Source organism: Actinomadura sp. WAC 06369 (assembly GCF_003947565.1).
Taxonomy (GTDB): domain Bacteria; phylum Actinomycetota; class Actinomycetes; order Streptosporangiales; family Streptosporangiaceae; genus Spirillospora; species Spirillospora rifamycini.
Map to the genome: position 1 here is coordinate 48494 of NZ_QHJN01000015.1, position 17001 is coordinate 65494.

Annotated in this window: 18 protein-coding genes; 12 read left to right on the forward strand and 6 right to left on the reverse strand. The window is 74.2% G+C overall.

Annotated elements, in window-relative coordinates; translation table 11 throughout:
* Nucleotides 1–181: 181 nt before the first annotated feature.
* From DMH08_RS06715 to DMH08_RS06735, 5 genes are all read left to right on the forward strand, one after another.
* Nucleotides 182–1321 carry a GAF domain-containing sensor histidine kinase gene (locus DMH08_RS06715; RefSeq protein ID WP_125612388.1) on the forward strand — a complete coding sequence of 380 codons (1140 nt, stop codon included), beginning with the start codon at nt 182–184 and terminating at the stop codon, nt 1319–1321.
* Entirely contained in the window at nt 1318–1995 is a 678-nt protein-coding gene (locus DMH08_RS06720) for a response regulator (protein WP_026402930.1), read from the forward strand. Before DMH08_RS06715 ends, DMH08_RS06720 begins: the two co-directional genes overlap by 4 nt.
* A 36-nt stretch (nt 1996–2031) precedes the next feature.
* Nucleotides 2032–2817: a PP2C family protein-serine/threonine phosphatase gene (locus tag DMH08_RS06725; RefSeq protein WP_026402929.1), complete on the forward strand. Its 786-nt coding sequence runs from the start codon at nt 2032–2034 to the stop codon at nt 2815–2817.
* A 434-nt stretch (nt 2818–3251) separates the two neighbouring features.
* The gene (locus DMH08_RS06730) at nt 3252–3578 is read left to right on the forward strand and encodes a DUF2752 domain-containing protein (RefSeq protein WP_125612390.1); all 327 of its coding nucleotides are present in this window, start codon (nt 3252–3254) and stop codon (nt 3576–3578) included.
* A gap of 88 nt (nt 3579–3666) precedes the next feature.
* Nucleotides 3667–4413, forward strand: coding sequence for an RDD family protein (locus tag DMH08_RS06735; RefSeq protein WP_026402927.1), 747 nt, complete (start codon nt 3667–3669; stop codon nt 4411–4413).
* Between the two features lie 102 nt (nt 4414–4515).
* Here the strand turns inward: DMH08_RS06735 and DMH08_RS06740 are convergent, their stop codons facing one another.
* Nucleotides 4516–5271, reverse strand: coding sequence for a hypothetical protein (locus tag DMH08_RS06740; protein ID WP_026402926.1), 756 nt, complete (start codon nt 5269–5271; stop codon nt 4516–4518).
* A gap of 235 nt (nt 5272–5506) precedes the next feature.
* Between DMH08_RS06740 and DMH08_RS06745 the strand changes: the two genes are divergently transcribed.
* The 4 genes from DMH08_RS06745 to DMH08_RS06760 all read left to right on the forward strand — a co-directional run bounded on the left by DMH08_RS06745 (nt 5507) and on the right by DMH08_RS06760 (nt 8324).
* Entirely contained in the window at nt 5507–6007 is a 501-nt protein-coding gene (locus DMH08_RS06745) for a hypothetical protein (RefSeq protein WP_125612392.1), read from the forward strand.
* 144 nt (nt 6008–6151) lie between these two features.
* A complete protein-coding gene (locus tag DMH08_RS06750; RefSeq protein WP_026402924.1) occupies nt 6152–6940 on the forward strand; it encodes an ABC transporter ATP-binding protein in 789 nt (262 codons plus the stop codon).
* Between the two features lie 253 nt (nt 6941–7193).
* Complete coding sequence (locus tag DMH08_RS06755; RefSeq protein ID WP_125612394.1) at nt 7194–7973, forward strand: sulfite exporter TauE/SafE family protein; 780 nt, start codon at nt 7194–7196, stop codon at nt 7971–7973.
* Between the two features lie 102 nt (nt 7974–8075).
* Entirely contained in the window at nt 8076–8324 is a 249-nt protein-coding gene (locus DMH08_RS06760; protein WP_026402922.1) for a hypothetical protein, read from the forward strand.
* 35 nt (nt 8325–8359) lie between these two features.
* Here the strand turns inward: DMH08_RS06760 and DMH08_RS06765 are convergent, their stop codons facing one another.
* The 4 genes from DMH08_RS06765 to DMH08_RS06780 form a co-directional block, all read right to left on the reverse strand.
* Nucleotides 8360–9280: a Rieske 2Fe-2S domain-containing protein gene (locus DMH08_RS06765; protein WP_026402921.1), complete on the reverse strand. Its 921-nt coding sequence runs from the start codon at nt 9278–9280 to the stop codon at nt 8360–8362.
* A gap of 224 nt (nt 9281–9504) precedes the next feature.
* A complete protein-coding gene (locus DMH08_RS06770; protein WP_125612396.1) occupies nt 9505–10287 on the reverse strand; it encodes an ABC transporter permease in 783 nt (260 codons plus the stop codon).
* Entirely contained in the window at nt 10284–11231 is a 948-nt protein-coding gene (locus DMH08_RS06775; RefSeq protein ID WP_125612398.1) for an ATP-binding cassette domain-containing protein, read from the reverse strand. The genes DMH08_RS06770 and DMH08_RS06775 overlap by 4 nt, the downstream gene beginning before the upstream one ends.
* 34 nt (nt 11232–11265) lie before the next feature.
* Complete coding sequence (locus tag DMH08_RS06780; protein ID WP_026402918.1) at nt 11266–11931, reverse strand: DUF4097 family beta strand repeat-containing protein; 666 nt, start codon at nt 11929–11931, stop codon at nt 11266–11268.
* A gap of 242 nt (nt 11932–12173) precedes the next feature.
* Between DMH08_RS06780 and DMH08_RS06785 the strand changes: the two genes are divergently transcribed.
* On the forward strand, nt 12174–12962 hold the full coding sequence (locus tag DMH08_RS06785) for a GbsR/MarR family transcriptional regulator (protein WP_051300781.1): 789 nt from the start codon (nt 12174–12176) through the stop codon (nt 12960–12962).
* A 24-nt stretch (nt 12963–12986) separates the two neighbouring features.
* On the opposite strand, the gene DMH08_RS06790 is transcribed toward DMH08_RS06785, so the two are convergent.
* A complete protein-coding gene (locus tag DMH08_RS06790) occupies nt 12987–15221 on the reverse strand; it encodes a molybdopterin oxidoreductase family protein (protein ID WP_125612400.1) in 2235 nt (744 codons plus the stop codon).
* A 125-nt stretch (nt 15222–15346) separates the two neighbouring features.
* On the opposite strand from DMH08_RS06790, the gene DMH08_RS06795 reads away from it, so the two are divergent.
* Nucleotides 15347–15982, forward strand: coding sequence for an RNA polymerase sigma factor (locus DMH08_RS06795; protein WP_125612403.1), 636 nt, complete (start codon nt 15347–15349; stop codon nt 15980–15982).
* Nucleotides 15979–16968 (forward strand): CU044_5270 family protein, encoded by a 990-nt coding sequence (locus tag DMH08_RS06800; RefSeq protein ID WP_125612405.1) that lies wholly within the window; start codon nt 15979–15981, stop codon nt 16966–16968. Before DMH08_RS06795 ends, DMH08_RS06800 begins: the two co-directional genes overlap by 4 nt.
* The last annotated feature ends 33 nt before the right edge of the window (nt 16969–17001 follow it).

Below are 17001 nucleotides of genomic sequence, written 5' to 3' on the forward strand. Positions count from 1 at the left end.
TCCCCGGTCCGGCGGCTGCGGCAGGGGACCCGCGGGGCGCGGGCGTCCGGACACGGCCGCACCTCCTCCCAGCGGCTGATTCGCGATGCCCGCGCGTGCGAGTACGGTGCTTGTCAGGCGGGCGGCGGGCGCCCGCCCGGACGCGGGCGGGCCGCCGGAGACGGCCGGACGAGAGGGCGGGATGCGCGACGACGACGGGCGGCGCCGCGGCGAGCCGGGGGCGACCCTGCACGCCGTCAGCTCGGCCGTGCTCGCGGTGACCCGGCACCTGTCCGTCCACGAGGTGCTGCAGGTGATCGTCCGGGCGGCGGCGCAGCTCCTGGACGCCCGCTACGCGGCGCTCGGGGTGCCCGACGACGAGGGGTCGTTCGCCGAGTTCGTCGTCGAGGGCGTCTCCGACGACGACTGGGAGCGCATCGGGCCGCTGCCGCGCCAGCACGGGATGCTGGCGGCGATGCTGCGCGACGGCGCGCCGAAGCGGCTCGACGACATCCGCCGCGAGCCCGAGTTCGAGGGCTGGCCGCACGCGCACCCCGTCCTGAAGGACTTCCTCGGCGTCCCCATCCGCGACGGCGACGACGTGCTCGGCATCGTGTTCCTCGCCAACAAGCGCACCCCGGGCGGCTTCACCCGGGAGGACGAGGAGCTGCTGACCCTGTTCGCCGCGCACGCCGCCATCGCGATGACGAACGCCCGGCTGTACGAGCACAACCGGGAGCTGACGGTCGTCGCGGAGCGCAACCGGCTGGCGCGCGAGCTGCACGACGCGGTGGCGCAGAAGCTGTTCTCGCTGCGGCTGACGGCGCGGACGGCGGCCGCGCTCGCCGAGCGGGACGCGGCGCGGACCGTCCGGGAGCTGGAGCAGGTGGAGCGGCTCGCGGCGGAGGCGCTCGCCGAGCTGCGGGCGGTGATCAACGAGCTGCGCCCGGCGGACCTCGCGGACGGGCTCGTCCCGTCGCTGCGCAAGCACGTGGCGGTGCTCGACCGGGCGCACGAGACGTCCGTCCGGTTCTGCGGCGACGAGGCGGTCGTGCTGCCGGAGGAGCACGAGGCGGTCGCGTTCCGCATCACCCAGGAGGCGCTGTACAACGCGCTGCGGCACGCGGGCGCGCGGGAGGTGCGGGTCCGGCTGGGCACGGAGTGCGGTCAGGCGGTGCTGGAGGTCGCGGACGACGGTTCGGGGTTCGACCCGGGCGACGACCCGCACAACGGGCTGGGGCTCGCGTCGATGCGGGAGCGGGCGGTGTCGATCGGCGGGGAGCTCTCGGTCTCCTCGGCGGCCGGCGCGGGCACGACCGTCCGGCTGGAGGTGCCGCTGTGACGCCGCGGGGGGCGGTGCGGGCGCCGATCCGGGTGCTGATCGCCGACGACCATCCGGTCGTCCGGCAGGGGCTGCGCACGTTCCTCGGCATCCAGGACGACATCGACGTCGTCGGCGAGGCCGCCGACGGCGCGTCGGCCGTGTCACTGGCCGAATCCCTCGAGCCCGATATCGTGCTGATGGACCTCAAGATGCCGGGCGCCGACGGATTGAGCGCGCTGACGGAGCTGCGGGCACGCGGGGTCTCCGCACGGGTCCTGATCCTGACGAGCGTCACGGAGCGCGGGCACGTGCTGCCCGCTGTACAGGCGGGCGCCGCCGGGTACCTCTACAAGGACGTCGACCCGCAGGCGCTCGTCCAGGCGATCCGGGCGGTGCACGACGGGCACGTCCTGTTCGCGCCCGACGCCGCCGAGGCGATGCTGGCGGAGCCGGCGTCGGTGGACGACCGCGGCCTGGCCGCGCTGACCGATCGGGAACGGGAGGTGCTCGTGCACATCGCGCGGGGAAGGTCCAACAGGGAGATCGCCCGCGCGCTCGTGGTCTCGGAGAAGACGGTCAAGACGCACGTCAGTAATCTGCTCATGAAACTGGGAGTCCAGGATCGGACGCAGGCGGCCCTTTACGCGGTCCGGCATGGTGTCGGAACGGTTGGGGAGGGCGCTCGTGACTGATACAACTCCTCTGACAGGATCGTCATCGAAACTGGTATGAACGTAGCAATCAGGTACGCAGCAGGCAGCGACATCGGGTGCAACCGGGAGAACAACGAGGACTCGGGTTACGCCGGTGCGCGGTTGATCGCGGTCGCGGACGGAATGGGCGGTTATGCCGGCGGCGAGGTCGCCAGTTCGACCGTCATCGGGTCGCTGCGCTCGCTGGACGCCGATGCGCGCGGTGACGACCTTGTCGACATGCTGGGCCGCGCCGTGGCCGAGGCCAACGAGAAGCTCCGCATCGTCCGCGAGGAACGTCCGGATCTGAGCCGGATGGGCACCACGCTCACCGCGATGCTCTGGTCGGGTTCGTCGGTCGCGCTCGCGCACATCGGCGATTCGCGCGGTTATCTCCTGCGTGACGGCGAGCTTTTCCAAATGACGCAGGACCACACCATGGACGAGCTCCTCAAGGCGGAGGCCGAGCAGTCCGGGCAGACGCCCGACCCGGCCGAGACGTCGCGGCTCTCGCACGTCCTGTACCGGGTGCTGGACGGCCGGGACGACCGGGAGCCCGACCTGCGGCTGCGCGAGGCGCGGCTCGGCGACCGGTACCTGCTGTGCTCGGACGGCCTCAGCGGGCCCGTCGACGCGCAGACGATCTACGAGGTGCTGTCGGCCGAGGCCGATCCGCAGCGCGCCGTCGACCGGCTCATCGAACTCGCCCGCGAGAACGGCGGCCCCGACAACATCACCGCGGTCGTCGCCGACGTCATCGAGGCCGAGCACGTCACCGAGCCGGACGCCCCGCTGACCGTGGGCGCCGCGGGGAGCGCGTGATTGCGGCGTCTTGGCGCCAGGCCCCGCGGAGGGCCTGACGCCAAGACGCCGCAATGCACACCGGCGGTGCAATGCACACCGGCGGCGGCGGTCGGACGCCGATGCCGCGGCCGGCACCCGTGGCCCGAAGTCACGGCGGAACATCAAAGAGCACGCACGTAGATGGCGTTTTGTCCTACTCTTGCCCAGAGGCTGTCGAGAGCGCGGTCCGCGTAACGGTCCCATCGCGGATCGTGGTCGGGGCTTGACCTGCCTCTGGGTGCACCCTGTATACGGGTCACTCACCTTTTGTCATCGACACGGAGGATCCGTTGGGGGGAGCGCCCGGGGCGGCGGTCACCGGCGCATCGCAAGGTGCACTCGGGGGAATCGTCAGCCGGACCCTCACCGCATCGCGGCACGGCCCCGCGGGGACGCTGCTGCGTGTTGCGGCGATGGCCGTCGCGGCCGTCGGCGCGTCATGGATCCACCGTGTCAACGACCCCGGCGTGCTCTGCCCCTTGCGGGCGCTCACCGGCATCCCGTGCCCTCTCTGCGGAGGGACGACCGTGTTCATCGAGCTCGGAGCGGGCCACCCGGCCCGTGCCCTGCTCGCGAACCCGGTGGTCCTCGCGGGCGCGATCGGCTTCGCCGTCGCGCCGCTGGGCCCGGGGCGGCGGTGGTGGGCACTCGCGCCGAGGACCCGCTCATGGGTTCTCGGAATCGCCCTCGTGGGGTCGGAGCTGTGGCAGCTCGTCCGGTTCGGTGTCCTGCCGGTTTGAGCCGGGGTGCGTCCTCGGTCAGACTTGCGGAGCCCATCGGGTCCGGCGGGCGTCACATAACCACAGGGTCAATCAATAAGGAGCAAGTGTGGGTAACCCCTACGACCCGTACGGTCAGCAGCCGGGCTACGGTCAGCAGCCGGGCTACGGTCAGCAGCCGCAGCCCGGGTACGGCCAGCAGCCCCAGCCCGGGTACGGTCAGCCGCCCGCGCAGCCGGGCTACGGCCAGCCCCCGGCGCAGCCGGGTTACGGCCAGCCCCCCGCCCAGCCCGCCGCACAGCCCGGCTACGGCCAGCCCGCCGCGCAGCCGGGGTACGGCCAGCCGCAGCCCGGGTACGGCCAGCCGGCCGCGCAGCCCGGCTACGGGCAGCCCGCGGCGGAAGTCCACCACCACCACTACGGCACCCCCGGCGGCGGCCAGCTCGCCGAGTGGGGCTCGCGCGCCGGCGCCTACCTCATCGACGGCCTGATCATCGGCGCTCCGGTCGCGGTGCTGTACATCCTCGGCATGGTCCTCGCCGCCGCCGGCGACGCCGGCGTGGCGATCGGCGGCCTCCTGATCCTCCTGGGCTACCTCGCCGCGTTCGCGGCGGGCCTGTGGCTCATCTACCAGGAGGGGACCACCGGGCAGACGATCGGCAAGCGGCAGATGAACATCCGCCTCGTCGGTGCGCAGACCGGTCAGCCGATCGGCTTCGGCATGGCCTTCCTGCGGAAGATCTGCCACGCGGCCGACAGCTTCGCGTGCTACGTCGGGTACTTCTGGCCGCTGTTCGACGACCGCAAGCAGACGTTCGCCGACAAGATCTGCAACACCCTCGTCGTCCGCCACTGAGGCGTTCGCGAGCGAGGCTGCACGAACGGGGCGTCCCCACCAGGGGCGTCCCGCTTCCGTTTCCGGGCCCGGACGGCCGCGCGGCCGGGGGCCGGGTCCCGGCTACGGGACGGGGTCGAAGGCGCTGCTGCAGGCGGCCACGAGCGCCCGCCGGACGGCGCCGTCCAGCAGCCGGAGCGCGTCGCCGCGGCGGTGCATCTGGTCGGCGGTGAGGCCCCGCTCGTCCATCCGGCGGGCCAGGTCGACGACCAGGGACAGCCGTCCGGCGAGGGCGGCGACCCGGTGCGCGCGCTGCGGGAAGCCGGGGGCCAGCAGGTGGTCGCCGCGCCCGGGGTCGCGCAGGTCGACGAGCGCGTCGGCGATCTCCGGGGGGACGCCCGCGAAGTCGTCCACGGTCAGCAGCGTCTCGGTGGCGTCGCGCATCGCGAGGGTGAGCCGCCGGTCGGCCTCCGCGAGGGACGGGACGTCCGGCAGGGCCGGCGACGCGCCGAGGGTGGTCCAGCGCACGCCGACGTAGGAGGAGCCGCGCCGGTCCTCGGCGGGGACGAGCCCGATCGCGCGGTCGCCGAGCACCGCGACGACGGCGGCCTCCGCGTCGATCGCGGCGCGGTTGAACTCGGGCGGTCCGGTGAGGCCGAGCGGGTCGCCGGGGGCGGGGAGCGCCAGCCGGAACGCGGTCAGGCCGCCGATGCGCAGGTCGCCGAGGCCGCGGCGGAGCGTCACCTCGGCCGGCTCGCCGCCGAGGATCTGCGGGCCCGCGGCCTTCTCCACCGCGTCGACCGCCTCGTCGAGGCCGACGTTGCCGGTCAGCCAGGCGTTGCCCCACGCCACCAGTGCGGTCGCTACGTCCTTGATCATTGTCGTTCCCAACACGTCCCAATGGGCATGCGATCCACCATAAGCGTTCGCCCGGCCCGTGCCACCGGACGTAAGGCAGGTCTCTCGTCGCGGTCGCCGTCGTTTCGGGAGCCGCGCGCGCCCGGCGGGCCGCGGGTCAAGCCCGCGGCTGAAGATGGGCATTTATCCGTCTTGACGGCATTGTCGCGCGGGCATCTCGGGCAGACACTCCGGACGTGATCGAAGGAGGCCGCCCATGCGGGCCCTGCTGAACTCGCTGAACGAGGACGAACTGGCGCTCGTCCGCGAGACCGACCGCGAACTCGCGACGATGGACGAGGACGGGCTCATCGACCTGCACGAACGGATCCGGCGCGCCCGGAACAAGTACGCGAAGCTGTACCGGCGCACGGCGAGCGCGCGGGTGGAGGAGTACGGCGGCCGCGGGACGGCGCGGCCGAAGAACCTGCGGAACGCGCAGCGCGCCGAGGTGTTCGAGGACGCGCTGGCCCGGGTGAGCTGGCACCTGGCGCGCGCCGCGCGGCGCAGCGCGGGCGAGCTCAAGGCCCGGCGGATCGCCGACGCGAACCCCGCCCGCGCGGCCGCCCCCGGCACCGCGCCCCCGGACGCGCCGCGGATGACCGCGCGGACCACCGCGCGGCGGCGGCCGACGAGCCAGGACGCGGCGGGGCGGCGGCAGGCCGCGGCGAGCCGGGCGAAGGGGGCCCGGCGGCAGGCCCGGCGCGACAGCGGGTGACGCCGGGCGCGCGCCGTCCCGCGGGAGGCGTCCTTCGCGGACGTCCCGCGGAATCTGTGGAAACCCGGGGGCACGCCGGCCCGGTGTATCGCATAGGTTCTTGTGCGGGAAACGGGATCACCGGATTGGAGACGAAGGCGCGCGATGACCGGCGAGGTGCTTCAACTCCGAGGAGTCGGGGTCAGGCGCGAAGGGGCGACCCTCCTTCGCGATGTGACGTGGGACGTGGGCGAGGGCGAACGGTGGGTGATCCTCGGACCGAACGGCGCGGGCAAGACGACGCTGCTGCAGATCGCGGCGTCGCTGCTGCATCCGAGCGAGGGCACCGTCGACGTCCTGGAGGAGCGGCTCGGCCGCACCGACGTGTTCGAGCTGCGCACCCGCATCGGGTTCGCGAGCACGGCGCTGGCGGAGAAGGTGCCGTCCGGTGAGACGGTCGTCGACCTGGTGCTGACCGCGTCGTACGCGATCCTCGGCCGCTGGCAGGAGGAGTACGACAGCACCGACGTCAGCCGCGCCGTCGGGCTGCTGGAGGCGCTCGGCTGCGCCGGGCTGCTGCGGCGCCGGTTCGACACCCTCTCGGAGGGCGAGCGCAAGCGCGTCCAGATCGCCCGCGCCCTGATGCCCGACCCGGAGCTGCTCCTGCTGGACGAGCCCGCCGCGGGCCTCGACCTCGGCGGCCGCGAGGACCTCGTCGCCCGGCTCGGCGGGCTCGCCGACGACCCGGCGGCGCCCACCATGGTGATGGTGACGCACCACCTCGAGGAGGTCCCCGACGGGTTCACGCACGCGCTGCTGCTGCGCGAGGGGGAGATCGTCGCGCGCGGCAAGGTCGACGAGGTGTTCACGCCCGAGCACCTGTCGGACTGCTTCGGGCTGCCGCTCGCCGTGGAGCGCCGCGACGGCCGCTGGTACGCGCGGGCCGCGCGCTGAGGCAGGTGCGGGCCGCGCGCTGAGGCAGGTGCGGGCCGCGCGCTGAGGCACGCGCGGGCCGCGCGCTGAGGCACGCGCGGGCCGTGTGCTGAGGCACGTGCGGGCCGTGTGCTGAGCCGTCCCGTCCGGGGCGGCGGCGCTCGTCCCGGGTGCCGGGTGTGTCCCCGTTTGGGGGCCCGGTGTGCGCTGCTGAGCAGGGGAGTCCCTACGATCGGGGCCTCGTGGAGTCGTCGGGCACGGGGATGGGACGGATTTGAATCTGCTGGAGGCGGCCGCGGTGTTCGCGGCCGGAGTCGCCGCCGGAGGCATCAACACGGTCGTCGGGTCCGGGTCGCTGATCACCTTCCCGACGCTGGTGACGCTCGGGTTCCCGCCGGTGGTCGCGAACGTCTCCAACAACATCGGGCTCGTGCCGGGCTCGACGACGGGCGCCTACGGGTACCGCGCGGAGCTGAAGGGGCAGCGCGGACGGCTGCTGCGGCTGGGCAGCGCGTCCCTGATCGGCGCCGTGATCGGCGGGCTGCTGCTGCTCGGCCTGCCCGCCGAGGCGTTCCAGGTGATCGTGGTCGCGCTGATCGCCGTCGCGCTCGTGCTGGTGGTGGTGCAGCCCCGGTTGCAGGCGTGGGTGAAGCGCCGCCGCGAGGCCGACGGCGGCGACCAGAGTCCGCACGGCGGGCCGCTGCTGTGGGTCGCGGTGCTGCTCGCGGGCATGTACGGCGGCTACTTCGGCGCGGCGCAGGGCATCATCCTGATCGCGATCCTCGGCATCGCGCTGGCCGACGACCTGCAGCGCGTCAACGCGGCCAAGAACGTCCTGTCGGCGATCGTGAACGGGTCGGCGGCCGTCCTGTTCATCGCGCTGTCGGTCTTCTCCGACACCGTCATCGACTGGTGGGCGGTGCTGATGATCGCGGCCGGGTCGACCGTCGGCGGGCTGCTCGGCGCGAAGGTGGGGCGCCGGATCCCGTCGCCGGCGCTGCGCGGCGTCATCGTCGCCGTCGGACTCGTCGCGATCGTGAATCTCGTGCGCTGACCTGCGCTTTTCCGGGCCTTCGGTGCCCTTCGGGAGGGTTCGCGGACGCCCCGGGCGGGTATAAGTCGAATATACGTTCGATGATCGCGGAGGTGGGCGCCGATGAAGGGCGACAGGGTGGAGATCGTGATCGACGCCGGGGGCGAGGGGACGCGGACGTACGAGGTCACGGCGACCCGCGCCGGGCGCCGCGTCGAGATCGAGACGCGGCGCGGCGTCGTGGAGGTCAGCGAGGTCACCCGCACCGGCACGCCCGTCCGCACGGCCCGGTTCATGTCCAGCCGCGTGCTGGCCCTCGTCGAGTACCCGATCGCCGACGAGACCCCCGCCGACGGCGACCCTTCGTTCTAGGGGGCTCGTTCCAGGGGCGCCGCCGGTCCCGGCGGTCAGCCCAGCGGGCGGACCTGGAGGGTGCCGTTCTCGGTCACGCGCGACTCGAACGACGGCTGCCGCCCGGTGGCCGGGCCGTGCACGACCGAGCCGTCCCGCACGCGGAACGTGCTGCCGTGCCAGGGGCAGACGACGCACAGGTCGGCGTTGTCGTCGCTGACGATGCGGCCCTGGTGCAGCGGCCCCGCGAGGTGGCTGCAGCGGTCGGCGAGGACGTGCACCTCGTCGCCGGTGCGCAGCACGAACAGGCTGATGTAGCCGAGGCTGCGGTGGACGGGCCAGCCGTCGGGCAGTTCGTCGGCCTTGCAGAGGTCGTGCCAGCCGAGCGTCACCAGGTGCGCGACCTTGTCGGCGTGGCTGGCGCCGGCGGCCTGCCGGAACGCCAGGTGGCCGCCGAGGTAGGTGCCGGCGAACAGCGCCCCCAGCCCCGCGAACCCGAGCGCGCGGCCCGCGTCGTCCCGTCCCCGGTAGCGCGCCGCGTACGACGCCGAGTACAGCGCCGTCGCGATCGTCATGGCGCCCGCGTGGACGAGCCCGACCCGCTGCTGCCCGCGGTGCAGCGCCGACCAGTCGGCGATGCCGGTGAGCACGGTCGGGACCGCGCCGGCGAGACCGACCGCGACCAGCGCCTCGGAGGCCCGCCGGGTGCCCGGCAGCAGGTCCAGCACGGCCGCCGACGTCCAGCACCCCACGGGGACGTCCGTCAGCGGCGGATGCGCCGGATGGCCGAGCTGGACGCCGTGCAGGGCGTCCTTGACCGGTCCGGGCCGCAGCACCCGCTTCACGCCGGTGGAGAGAACGCGGATCGTGCGGTCGAGCGCGCGGGCGTGCTCGATGCCCTCGGTGACGTCGGTGAGCCGTCCCGCCGCCTGCTGCCGGGACGCGCGCCGGAAGATGTTCCCCGCCCGTCGGTTCATGTCCCTCCTCGCGGCCTGTGATCGGGACGCTCGCCCTGAGGTTAGTTGTCGCGTTCTCCTGCGGCCAACCGGGGGCGGTGGGATGTCCGTGCCGTTACCCCGTGGTGAGGACTACCTACCTGGCGCGGGAACCGCTAAACCGTGGCCCGTCCGGTGCGGTGGCCCCGAACGGCTCAGGGCCGTCAGACCGGCGGGTCTGACGGCCCTGTCGGCCGGTTCCAAGGTCACGCCTTGGTGAAGGTGCTGCGGGCCCAGAGGAAGGAGGCGAGGGCGATGGCGGTGCACCAGCCGGCGGCGATGGCGGCGCTGTCGCCGATCGGGGTGCCCAGGAGGAGGCCGCGGAGGGTCTCCATGACGGGGGTGAAGGGCTGGTAGTCGGCGAACCAGCGGATGGCGGCGGGCATGGAGTCGGTGGGGACGAAGCCGCTGCCCAGGAAGGGGAGCAGGACCAGCGGCATGGGCGCGTTGCTGGCCGCTTCGGGGGTCGGCGACTTCATGCCGAGCGCGACCGCCAGCCAGGTGACGGCGAGGACGAACAGGGTGAGCAGTCCGGCCGCGGCGGCCCACTCGGCGGCGGTGGCGTTGGGGCGGAACCCGATGGCGAACGCGACCCCGACCAGGACGGCCGCGCCGAGGAGCTGCTGCACGACGCTGCCCGCCACGTGCCCCGTCAGGACGGAGGCGCGGGAGATCCGCATGGTGCGGAACCGGGCGATGATGCCCTCGGTCATGTCGGTGGCGACCATCACGGCCGTGCCGGTGGCGGCGGTCGCGGCGGCCATGAGCAGGATCCCGGGCAGCACGTAGTCGACGTACGCGTCGCGCCCGCCGCCCGCGCCGCCCAGGCCGTTGCCGAGGGTTCCGCCGAGGACGTAGACGAACAGCAGCAGGAGGATGACGGGGGTGATGATGAGCTGGACGGTCATGGCGGGGTAGCGGGCGATGCGCTTGAGCTGGCGGCGGGTCATGGTGGCCGAGTCGCGCAGGGCGAGGGCGGCGGTGCTCATCGGGCGGTCTCCTTCTGGCCGGTCAGGGTGAGGAACACGTCGTCGAGGTCGGGGGTGCGGACGCTCATCGCGGCGACGTCGATGGAGCGTTCGTCCAGCAGGGCGAGCAGCTCGCGGACGGCGCCGACGCTGCCGTCGGAGGGGATCCGGAGGGTGAGCGCCTCCGGGTCGGCGACGGCGGTGCCGAGGACGCTGCGGGCGGCGTCGAGCGGGTCCGGGCCGGCGAAGGAGAGCTCGATGTGGCCGCCGGGGATGAGCCGCTTCAGTTCGGCGGCGGTGCCCTCGGCGATCAGCCGCCCGCCGTCCAGCAGGGCGATGCGGTCGGCGAGCTGGTCGGCTTCCTCCAGGTACTGGGTGGTGAGGAAGATCGTGACGCCGTCCGCGACCAGGCCGCGGACCATCTCCCACATGGAGCGGCGGCTGCGGGGGTCCAGCCCGGTGGTCGGCTCGTCCAGGAAGATCAGCCGGGGGTCGCCGACCAGGGTCATCGCCAGGTCCAGGCGGCGCTGCATGCCGCCGGAGTAGGTGGAGGCGGGCTTGCGCGCCGCGTCCACCAGGTCGAACCGCTCCAGCAGCTCGGCCGCCCGCCGCTTGCCGTCCCGCCGCGGCAGGTGCCGCAGGTCGGCCATGAGCAGCAGGTTCTCCTCCCCGGTCAGCAGCTTGTCCACCGCCGAGTACTGGCCGGTGACCCCGATCGCCCCGCGCACGTCATCGGCCTGCCGGTCCAGGTCGAAGCCCGCGACCCGCACCCGCCCCGCGTCGGCGCGGGCGAGGGTGGACAGGATCTGCACGGTGGTCGTCTTGCCGGCGCCGTTCGGGCCCAGCAGGGAGAAGATCGTCCCTTCGGGGACGTGCAGGTCGATGCCGTCCAGCACGACCTTCTCGCCGTTCTTGTCTCGGTAGGACTTGCGCAGCCCTTCGGCCGCGATCGCCTGGTTCGTCATGGGGGACACCTCCGGGGTGCTGGTCGGTCGGGGGTCAGAGGCTGCGGGCGGTGATGTCGCCGTGGTCGGTGGTCGCGCGGATCTCCAGCGCGGCGGTGCCGTCGTTCCTGAGGGCGTTGCCGACCCGGCCGCGGCCGGTCCGGGCGTCCAGGGCGGCCGAGACGCCGGCGGCCGCGGCCACCGAGATGTCGCCGGACCGGGTGGACAGCGTGACCGCGCCGCCGGTGGCCTCGGCGATGCGGATGTCGCCGCGCTGGGTGCTGATCTGCGCGGGGCCGTCCAGCCGGACGACCTCGACGTCGCCGTCGAGCGCGGTGAGGCGCACGCCCGCCGCCTCGTCGATCTTGATCCGGCCGTGCGCGCCGTCGAAGGCGACCTCGCCCAGCCGGCCCACCGCCCGGAACTCCGCGGCGGCGGCGCGGGCCTCGACCCGCGAGCCGGCGGGGAGCTTCACCGTGATCTCCACGGCCCCGGACCGGCCGAAGTAGCGGTTCCCGGCCTCCGGGGCCCGCACCCGCAGGACGCCGTCGGCGAACTCGACCGCGGTCTGCTCGGCCGCCGTCACGTCCCGCCCCTTGGCGGGGTCGGCGGGGCGGACCTCGACCTGGGTGTCGCTCCGGTCGGCGGCGATCATCTGCACCCGCCCGGCCGGGACGTCGACGACGGTCGCGATCGGGGCGGGGGTCTGGAACGTGTTCATTCTTGTCTCCTTCAGGCGCTTCGCCTTGCGGCTCGCTGCTTGTTTCCGGCAACGCAAAAGCTACGTTGCCTTCACCATCTTGGCAACAAGATCTTTGCATTGAAGTGATGAAACCCCAGGTCAAGCTATGGAATTCGTTGCATTGGCTACTGTTTAGAATGCAACACGCGGCGCCGTTGCGTTGCAATAGGGTGTCGGCGAACGCTAGGGTGAGGGCATCGGAACGACGCGAAGGAGGCCGGATGCCGGGAGGCAGGCTCACCCAGCAGGACCGCCAGCAGATCGCGCTCGGGCTGGCCGACGGCCTCGCCTACGCCGAGATCGCCCGCCGGCTCGACCGGCCCACCTCCACGATCACGCGCGAGGTGATGCGCAACGGCGGGCCCGCCGGGTACCGCGCCGACCTGGCCCACCGCGCGACCGAGCGCCGCGCCCGGCAGCGCAGGCCCGCCGCGAGCAGGGGGACCGGGACGGCCGCGCGGGCGGACGGGCGCGACGCCGAGGCCCTGCGGGAGTACGAGGAGAGGTTCACCGACGTCCTCATGGCGTCGGGCCTGTCCAACAAGATGATGGCCCGGGTGCTGGTCTGCCTCTACACCACCGATTCCGGCAGCCTCACCGCCGCCGAACTCGTCGAGCGGCTGCAGGTCAGCCCGGCGTCCATCTCCAAGACGGTCAAGTACCTGGAGAGCCAGGACCTCGTCCGCCGCACGCGGGACGAGGGGCGCCGCGAGCGCTACGTCGTCGACGACGAGATCTGGTACCAGTCGATGGTCGGCAGCGCACGGTCCCTCATGGCGCTCGTGGAGGTCGCGCGGCAGGGGCCGCCCGTCCTCGGCCCCGACACCCCCGCCGCCGCCCGGCTGGAGAGCATCGCCCGGTTCGTCGACTTCGTCGGCGAGAGCATCCTCCGCGCCGCCGAGCAGGCCCGCGAGGTCCTCTACGTCAACACGGAGAGGACCGCCTCGGCCGGCGCCGACCCCGGCGCCGAGGGCACGGAGGGTACGGAGGGCGGGCGGCCGTCGTCCTGAGCCCGGGCGCCCGCCCGGCGGGGGTCAGCCGACGCGCTCCAGCGTGACCGGCACGCCGTTGAGCACCGCGGTGCCCGACGGCGGGTCGATCTCCCGCTCGTCGGTGACGGCGTTGACGTTGACGCCCGGGTTCCGCCGCGCGACGCCCGTCCGGGTGCCGGGACGGTCGTGGCCCCAGCCGTGCGGGAGGCTGACGACGCCCGGCATGATCGTGTCGGTCGGTTCGGCGACCGCCTCGACCGAGCCCGCCCGCGACGTCACCCGGACGCCGTCGCCCGCGGCGACGCCGAGCCGGGCGGCGTCGTCCGGGTGCAGGTGCAGCGTGCAGGTGTTGGAGCCGCGGACCAGTTCGGGGACGTTGTGCAGCCAGCTGTTGTTGGACCGCAGGTGGCGGCGGCCGATCAGGACGGTGCCGGTGTGCGGTCCGCCGTCCAGCGCGGCGCGGAGCCGGTCGACGTCGGCGGCGAGCGCCGGCGGGCACAGCTCGACCCGCCCGGACTCCGTGCACAGCACCTCGCCGATGCGGGGTTCGAGGGCGCCGAGGTCGATGCCGTGCGGGTGGTCGGTGCGCAGCCGGTCGAGGGTGAGGCCGCCGGGGACGGCGCCGAACGCGTCGCCGTACGGGCCGAGCCGCAGCATCATGTCCAGCCGCCGCTCGGTCGGGGTGCCGGAGCCGGCGAGCATCGCCCGCATCTCCTCGGGGTCGCGGCCGCGCACCGGCGACCCCGGGTGCGCGGCGGCCTTCGCCAGCGTCGACGCGATGACCGCGTCGTCGAGGGCGGCGACGTCGCCGTCCGCCCCGGACGCGAGCAGCGCGAGCCGCCCGATGATCTCCGCCTCGCTCGGCCGCCCGTCCAGCGGCACCGCGGGCGGCGAGTAGCGGGCGTAGTTCCGGACGGCGAGCGCGGCGAGCGAGATGTCGTAGTGCGGCGTCTGGACGGGCCGGGGCGGCGGCAGGACGACGCTCGCGTGCCGGGTCGTCTCGTTCAGGTACGGGTCGACCGACACCATGAACTCGAGGTCGGCGAACGCGCGGTCGAGCCGCGCGGAGTTCGGCGCGGACAGCGCCGGGTTCCCGCCGATCGTCACCAGCGCCCGCACCCGGCCCTCGCCGGGCGTGTCGATCTCGTCGGCGAGCGTGGCGATCGGCAGTTCGCCGTTCACCTCGGGCAGGCCGTGGACGCGGCTGCGCCACCGCCCGGTCGTGAACGGCTTGCGCCGCCGGTACGCGGGGACGTGCGCGGCCTTCGGGAACATCGCGCCGCCGGGGCGGTCGAGGTTGCCGGTGAGGACGTTGAGGGCGTCGACGAGCCAGCTGTTCAGCGTCCCGAACGCCTGCGTGGTGGTGCCCATGCGCCCGTAGACGGCGGCGCGCGGCGCGGCGGCCAGCTCGCGGGCGGTCCGCCGGACGGTGTCGGCGGGGACGCCGGTGGCGTCCGCGACCCGTTCGGGCGCGAAGTCGGCGGCGAGGGCGCGCAGGTCGTCGAGGCCGTTGACGCGGGGGCCGTCCGGGCCGTCCGGGAGGCCGGTCACGAGGTCCTCGGCGAACAGGGTGTGGACGAGCGCGATGAGGAAGAACGCGTCGGTGCCGGGGCGGATGAACAGGTGCTCGTCGGCGAGCGCGGCCGTCCGGGTGCGGCGCGGGTCGACGACGGTGACCTTGCCGCCGCGCGCCCTGATCGCCTTGAGGCGGCCGGGGAAGTCGGGTGCCGAGCAGACGCTCCCGTTCGATTCGAGGGGGTTCGCGCCCAGCATCAGCAGGTGGTCGGTGCGGTCGAGGTCGGGCACGGGGATCGCGAGGGGGTCGCCGAACAGGTGGCCGCAGGAGACGTGCTTCGGCATCTGGTCGGCGGTGCTCGCCGAGTAGAGGTTCCGCGTGCCGAGGGCCTTGACGAGCGCGCCGACGTACAGCGGCCCGGCGACCGAGTGGGCCGTCGGGTTCCCGAAGTAGACCGCGACGGCGTCGCGGCCGTGCCGCTCGACCACCTCGGCGAGCCCGGCGCGGACCGCCTCGAACGCCTCGTCCCAGCTCACCGCGACGTGCTCGGACCCCTTGCGGACGAGCGGTTCAGCGAGCCGGTCGGGGTCGCCGTCGAGGCTGCCGAGGGTGGCGCCCTTGGGGCAGATGAACCCCTTGCTGAACGGGTCGTGCTCGTCGCCGCGGACGCGGGTGACGCGGCCCGAGCCGTCCAGGGTGAGCTCGAGACCGCAGAGGGCCTCGCAGAGCGGACAGGTGCGGAAAGCCGTGCGGTCGCCCATCGGGACATCCCCTAACCGAACCGGAATCGGTTTCTCATGATGCCGCGTGTTCGGGCGGAGCGCCATGACTCGGGATGTAATCGATGTCCCCGGAACCCCGATCGGTGAGCGGACACAACACGGTTATGAACCCGCACACCCCCACGGACGCCGAGCTGTGGCGGCGCGCCCGCGACGGGGACGAGCACGCCTTCGCGGCGCTGTTCGACCGGCACGCGCGCACCGTCTACAACTACTGCTTCCGCCGGACGGCGAGCTGGTCGGAGGCGGAGGACCTGACCTCCGTCGTCTTCCTGGAGACCTGGCGCCGCCGCGCGCAGGTGGACGCGCCGTCCGGCTCGCTGCTGCCCTGGCTGTACGGCGTGGCGACGAACGTGCTGCGCAACCACCGGCGGAGCCTGCGGCGGCACCGGGACGCCCTCGCGCGCGTCCCCGCGCCCGCGGCGGCCCCCGACGGCGCGGACGCGGCGGCGGAGCGGCTGGACGCCGAACGCCGGATGCGCGCGGTCATGGGCGCGATCGGGAAGCTGCCCCGCGGGCAGCGGGAGGTGCTCGTGCTCTGCGTGTGGGAGGGGCTCGACTACGCGGAGGCCGCGACGGCGCTGGGCGTCCCGGTCGGCACCGTCCGGTCCCGGCTGGCGCGGGCGCGGGCGCGGCTCCGCGCCGACGCCCCGGCCCCGCCGGACCCGGCGGACCCGCCGGGCCCCGGGGGCGGTGCGGGAGAGCCGTCCGTCCGCAGCCTTCCGGAGGAGGCCACATGACCGACCTCGCACCGCCGCCGCGCCGCGACCTGCCGCCCGACCGGCACGAGCTGCGCCGCGCGCACCTGCTGACCGAGCTGGTCCCGCCGGCCGCCGCACCGCGCCGCGCGTCCCGCGCCCGCGCCGCCGCCACCGCGGTCGCGGCGCTCGGGCTGGCCTTCGGGACGGCCCTCGCGATCGCCGTCGCGCCCGGGGCCGGCCCGCGGCCCGGGCCGTCCGGCCCGCCCCCCATGGCGAACGCCGCGGCGGTGGACGTCCTGAACCGGGCGTCCCGCGCCGCCGCCGCCGGGCCCGTCCTGCACCCGCGTCCCGACCAGTTCTTCTACTTCGAGTCGAAGCAGTACCAGGACGGGACGACCGAGCTGCGGCGCGCGTGGTTCCCGGTCGACACCCGCAGCGCCGGGCTGGTCCGCAACTCCGAGACCGAGGACGGCATGTGGGTGTGCGAGGGCAACGAGGCGTGGCAGGAGCGGGAGACCGCGGCGGGCGCCGTCGGGCGGCCCGTTCCGGTCGACCTCGCGAACCCGCCGGCGGACTGCGGCAACCGGGACGTCCGGGTGCGCGGCCTGCCGTCCGACGCCGCGGAGATGCGCCGCTGGCTCTACCGGAACTCCGACGGCGACAACCCGCCGGACGTCCAGGCGTTCGTCACGGTCGGGGACACGATCCGGGAGCGCTACGTCCCGCCGGAGACGCTGTCGGTGCTCTTCGCGGCGGCGGCCCGGATCCCCGGTGTCACCGTGGCCCGCGGCGTGACGGACCCGGCCGGCCGGACGGGCGTCGCCGTGGGGCTGACGTGGCGGGGCGTCCGGCACGAGCTGATCTTCGACGCCGGGACGTACGCGTTCCTCGGCGAGCGCCAGGTCGTCGGCACGGCGAGCACCCGGCGCCCGGAGGACGCGCCCGGCGAGCCCGGCGAGGTGCTCTACGCGTCGGCCGAGCTCCGCACGGCGGTGACCGACCGGGCCGGGCAGATCCCGGAATAGCAGGGCAAGGAAAGGGGCGGCCCCGAACGGGGC

Excerpts from the sequence above, each read along its gene's own strand:
- DMH08_RS06785 (WP_051300781.1), top strand. The coding sequence starts at position 12,174 with ATGCCGGGAGGCAGGCTCACCCAGCAGGACCGCCAGCAGATCGCGCTC.
- DMH08_RS06750 (WP_026402924.1), top strand. The coding sequence starts at position 6,152 with ATGACCGGCGAGGTGCTTCAACTCCGAGGAGTCGGGGTCAGGCGCGAA.
- DMH08_RS06725 (WP_026402929.1), top strand. The coding sequence starts at position 2,032 with ATGAACGTAGCAATCAGGTACGCAGCAGGCAGCGACATCGGGTGCAAC.
- DMH08_RS06765 (WP_026402921.1), bottom strand. The coding sequence starts at position 9,280 with ATGAACCGACGGGCGGGGAACATCTTCCGGCGCGCGTCCCGGCAGCAG.
- DMH08_RS06790 (WP_125612400.1), bottom strand. The coding sequence starts at position 15,221 with ATGGGCGACCGCACGGCTTTCCGCACCTGTCCGCTCTGCGAGGCCCTC.
- DMH08_RS06730 (WP_125612390.1), top strand. The coding sequence starts at position 3,252 with ATGGCCGTCGCGGCCGTCGGCGCGTCATGGATCCACCGTGTCAACGAC.
- DMH08_RS06795 (WP_125612403.1), top strand. The coding sequence starts at position 15,347 with ATGAACCCGCACACCCCCACGGACGCCGAGCTGTGGCGGCGCGCCCGC.
- DMH08_RS06775 (WP_125612398.1), bottom strand. The coding sequence starts at position 11,231 with ATGACGAACCAGGCGATCGCGGCCGAAGGGCTGCGCAAGTCCTACCGA.
- DMH08_RS06800 (WP_125612405.1), top strand. The coding sequence starts at position 15,979 with ATGACCGACCTCGCACCGCCGCCGCGCCGCGACCTGCCGCCCGACCGG.
- DMH08_RS06715 (WP_125612388.1), top strand. The coding sequence starts at position 182 with ATGCGCGACGACGACGGGCGGCGCCGCGGCGAGCCGGGGGCGACCCTG.
- DMH08_RS06770 (WP_125612396.1), bottom strand. The coding sequence starts at position 10,287 with ATGAGCACCGCCGCCCTCGCCCTGCGCGACTCGGCCACCATGACCCGC.
- DMH08_RS06745 (WP_125612392.1), top strand. The coding sequence starts at position 5,507 with ATGCGGGCCCTGCTGAACTCGCTGAACGAGGACGAACTGGCGCTCGTC.
- DMH08_RS06760 (WP_026402922.1), top strand. The coding sequence starts at position 8,076 with ATGAAGGGCGACAGGGTGGAGATCGTGATCGACGCCGGGGGCGAGGGG.
- DMH08_RS06740 (WP_026402926.1), bottom strand. The coding sequence starts at position 5,271 with ATGATCAAGGACGTAGCGACCGCACTGGTGGCGTGGGGCAACGCCTGG.
- DMH08_RS06780 (WP_026402918.1), bottom strand. The coding sequence starts at position 11,931 with ATGAACACGTTCCAGACCCCCGCCCCGATCGCGACCGTCGTCGACGTC.